Source organism: uncultured Pseudoalteromonas sp., from assembly GCF_963922945.1.
In the GTDB taxonomy this organism is placed as follows: Bacteria; Pseudomonadota; Gammaproteobacteria; order Enterobacterales; family Alteromonadaceae; genus Pseudoalteromonas.
The window spans coordinates 1-3,366 of the sequence record NZ_CAWUKC010000151.1 but is presented as its reverse complement, the minus strand read 5'-3'; the positions used below and the strand labels follow the sequence as shown (position 1 = coordinate 3,366).

The 3,366-nt window shown below is 36.9% G+C and carries 3 protein-coding genes and 1 pseudogene; all 4 read right to left on the bottom strand.

Annotated features, from left to right (window positions below):
- A partial coding sequence (locus AABI99_RS17750) for a CpsB/CapC family capsule biosynthesis tyrosine phosphatase (RefSeq protein WP_338367449.1) occupies positions 1–425 on the bottom strand: 425 nt, incomplete at its 3' end.
- Between the two features lie 13 nt (positions 426–438).
- On the bottom strand, positions 439–2,646 hold the full coding sequence (locus tag AABI99_RS17745; RefSeq protein WP_338367448.1) for a polysaccharide biosynthesis tyrosine autokinase: 2,208 nt from the start codon (positions 2,644–2,646) through the stop codon (positions 439–441).
- A 22-nt stretch (positions 2,647–2,668) separates the two neighbouring features.
- Positions 2,669–3,187: a polysaccharide biosynthesis/export family protein gene (locus AABI99_RS17740; RefSeq protein WP_338367447.1), complete on the bottom strand. Its 519-nt coding sequence runs from the start codon at positions 3,185–3,187 to the stop codon at positions 2,669–2,671.
- Positions 3,187–3,366 (bottom strand): annotated as a pseudogene (locus tag AABI99_RS17735) (hypothetical protein); the annotation flags it as partial. The gene AABI99_RS17740 and the pseudogene AABI99_RS17735, both read right to left, overlap by 1 nt.

Genomic DNA, 3,366 nt, shown 5'->3' with positions numbered 1-3,366 from the left:
CGTTCGGGGTGAGGAATTATCGCTTTTATATTTTGCTTAGATAGCCAATTTATAAACTTATCGTAGCCTTGTGGTACGTGGGAATGCGGTAATTCTAACAACAAATAATTAACCGAATCTAACGCACCAATAAAAGGTAACTGCCCTGCCATAACCATCGCCATTAATTCAATGTCGAGCCTAACCTCGGCAGCTACTGCAAGCTTTAAATCAATACCTGCATTAAAAGCCTCTTGCTTTAAAACATCAATGTCATTAATAAGAGCTTTTGCTGAGTTATTAAATCGACCTATATGAATATGCGGGGTTGCCACCATGTGTGTTATCCCATCATTTTGCGCCATTTTTAATAGCGCTAAAGATTCGTTTAAATCTTTAGCGCCATCGTCAATACCTGGCAAAATATGAGAGTGGATGTCAAACATAAATTTTTAGCAATTAAGAGGTAGGTTGCTCAGGTTTTTGCGAGTAATCGTAATAATCGTAATAACCCTGGCTATGCTCATCTTTATTTTTACTCATATCAACTTTATTTAGCACAATACCGGCGATATGGGCTTTAGACTCAAATAAACGCTCTATACCCGCTTTTATTAGCTTAATACGTGTAACATCCGACTTAACAACATAAATTACCGAATCAGCACTTTGTGAAATAACAAGTGCATCACTCACTGCCTGAGTAGGCGGTGTATCAATAATAATATGATCGTACTTAGTTTTGAGCACTTCAAGTACATCATTAAAACGACCACTTGATAAAAGCTCCAACGGATTACCAGGGATCTGACCACTAGGCATTACAGATACGCCAGACTTTTCATCAACATAAACACATTCACTGTATTGCTCAGTGCCAATAATGAGGTTACTAAGTCCAGGATGAAAAATCGGAATTTCAAATCGTTTAGCAATGCTAGGTTTACGTAGATCTGCATCTATTAATAAAACTTTCCCCATCTGCGCAAGCGAAATTGCTAAGTTAGCAGATGTAGTCGTCTTACCTTCACCCGGTGAACTTGATGTAACGGCGATAACTTTGTTGTCACGCTCTAACTGCGTTAATAATAAGCTAGTACGAAATGTACGCACAGACTCTGCAAAACGCCTGTAGTTATCGTCAAGGTAAGCATGTATAGAAAATACGCTCTTTTTAGGCATAGGTACATTAGGTAATAAGCCTAGCATACGCTGTGCAAGCTTACCCTCAACATCGTTTTTGGTTTTTATAGTGTCATTGAGAGCATCAAAAACAAAACTCACTACAACCGCAAAAATAAAACTAACGATAAAAGCAAGTACAATAATTAATTTTTTGTTAGGCTTAGTAGGCTCATTAGGCGCAAAAGCACGATCAGTAAAACGTGCAGCAGCAGAGCTAAAATCACTAGTTACTTCAGTTTCTTTAGAACGAGATAAAAAAGTATTAAATATGTTTCGATTAGTTTCTACTTCACGCTTAAGTTGGTTGTATTGCGTTTCTTTTCGAGTAATATCCTGATATTCAGCACGTATATTAACTAAATCCCTCTCTAGCGCCTTTACAGTACGTGTAATACGATTAAGCTCTTTTTCAATACCAGTAATGAGCCCTTTAATTTGTTTATTTAGATTATTTTTCACTGTTGCCAATTCTGCCTTAGCTGAGATGATTTTAGGATGCTTAGGGCCATAAACCTCACTCAGGTCACTTAGCTTACGTTCCACTAAGATAACTTCACGTTTTACATCCTGAATAACTTTATGCGATGTAATTTCAGGCATACTGCCTAATAACTCTAAGTTATTATTACCATACTCACTAATAACTCGATTAATGCTTTCAAGGTTGTTTTTTTCGTTTCGCGCTTTTACTAATTGTTCCGATATCTGCTCAAGCTCTTGCGTTGCAAGGCCCGCTATCCCTTCAATATCAACTAGTTTTTGCTGCTCTCGGTAAGCCTGCAAACGTACCTCAGAGTCATCTAACTGAACACGAAGTTGAGACAAACGCGTGTTTAGCCAACTAGATGCTTGTTGCGTAATGCCCATTTTTGCACGCATTTGGCTTTCTATATAAACTTCACACACTGTATTTGCAACAAGTGCAGCTAACTGAGGGTCACTGGACTCGAAGCTAACTCTTACCAATTGAGTATTTTTAATTGGCGCTATTGATAAGCGAGATTTAAACATAGCCAAATATCCAAGCATTTTTCGTTCAGCTTGGCGCTCAGGAGAGATTGTTTTTGGCTCTTTTTTATTTAAAAAAGGAAATTGCTTCTTTATAGCTTTATTTAGCTCACTAAGAGCTGAAGGCTTTGTAATGAAGTCTTTATGTTCATTGAGGTTAAGTTTAGTTATTACTTCGCGAGCTATACTATCAGACTTCATCACCTCAAACTGAGTCTGATAATATTCTTTCTTATTAGAATCTAAACCATATATTTCTTGGAAACTTACTGCTTTAGCCTGCTCTGCTTCAATTAACAAAGTGGCCGTTGCTACATACTTAGGCACTAAAGTAAGGGCAACCATGATAGTTAATAGTGTAACTACTATTGAAAAACTTAAGATTCTCCATTTAGCACGTTTAATTACGTTGAAGTATGCACCTAAATCAATAACATCATCGTTATTCTTTATACTTTCATTCATTTGATTCATTTATTACTGCCTTGTAAACTGCTTAAAACAAGCGTTGTTCAATTTTTATGGTATCGCCCGCCGCAATTTGGCTATTCAAACTACCTTTTTGTTGTTGTTTTTTAGTTTGCTCTTTAAAAATATAAATTTTATCGGTAGATGCGCGCTCGGTTAAGCCACCAGCCAAAGCAATAGCTTGGTTTACAGTCATTGCCGGTTGGTAAGCATAAGCTCCTGGTTCTTTAACCTCACCATGTATATAAAAAGGTCGGTACTCAACAACTTGTACATAAACGTTGGGGTTTACCAAGTAGTCAGGTTTTAGACCTTCCGTTATTACTTGTTCAACTTGCGAAGTGTTAAGTCCTGAGAGTTTTACTTTCCCTAAAAATGGATAATTTACCTCACCACTATTTCCTAAAAGAGCGGTTACTTCTAAGTCGGGTTGGCCAAATACTTTAATTTCAACCTTATCACCTGCACCTAACACATAATTTTGCGCAGATTGAGCAAAACAAATGCTGCTAAATACAAGCAGCATTAAACCAAAAAAATACTTCATTAATTAGCCTTTAACGCAAAAGTAAAGTTAACACCTACAATTACACGGTCAAACTCAATTGCATTTTGCGTAGAGTTTTTATCCATAAAATCCACATAGGTAGAAACCATGCCAAAATTACTGGCTACATAATTTAAACCTAAACGCAGGTTTTTAGTTTTATCTTTACGGCCAACGTC

What these genes read in the sequence shown, in the direction of transcription:
- AABI99_RS17740 (WP_338367447.1), bottom strand. Translation starts at nt 3,187, where the DNA reads ATGAAGTATTTTTTTGGTTTAATGCTGCTTGTATTTAGCAGCATTTGT.
- AABI99_RS17745 (WP_338367448.1), bottom strand. Translation starts at nt 2,646, where the DNA reads ATGAATCAAATGAATGAAAGTATAAAGAATAACGATGATGTTATTGAT.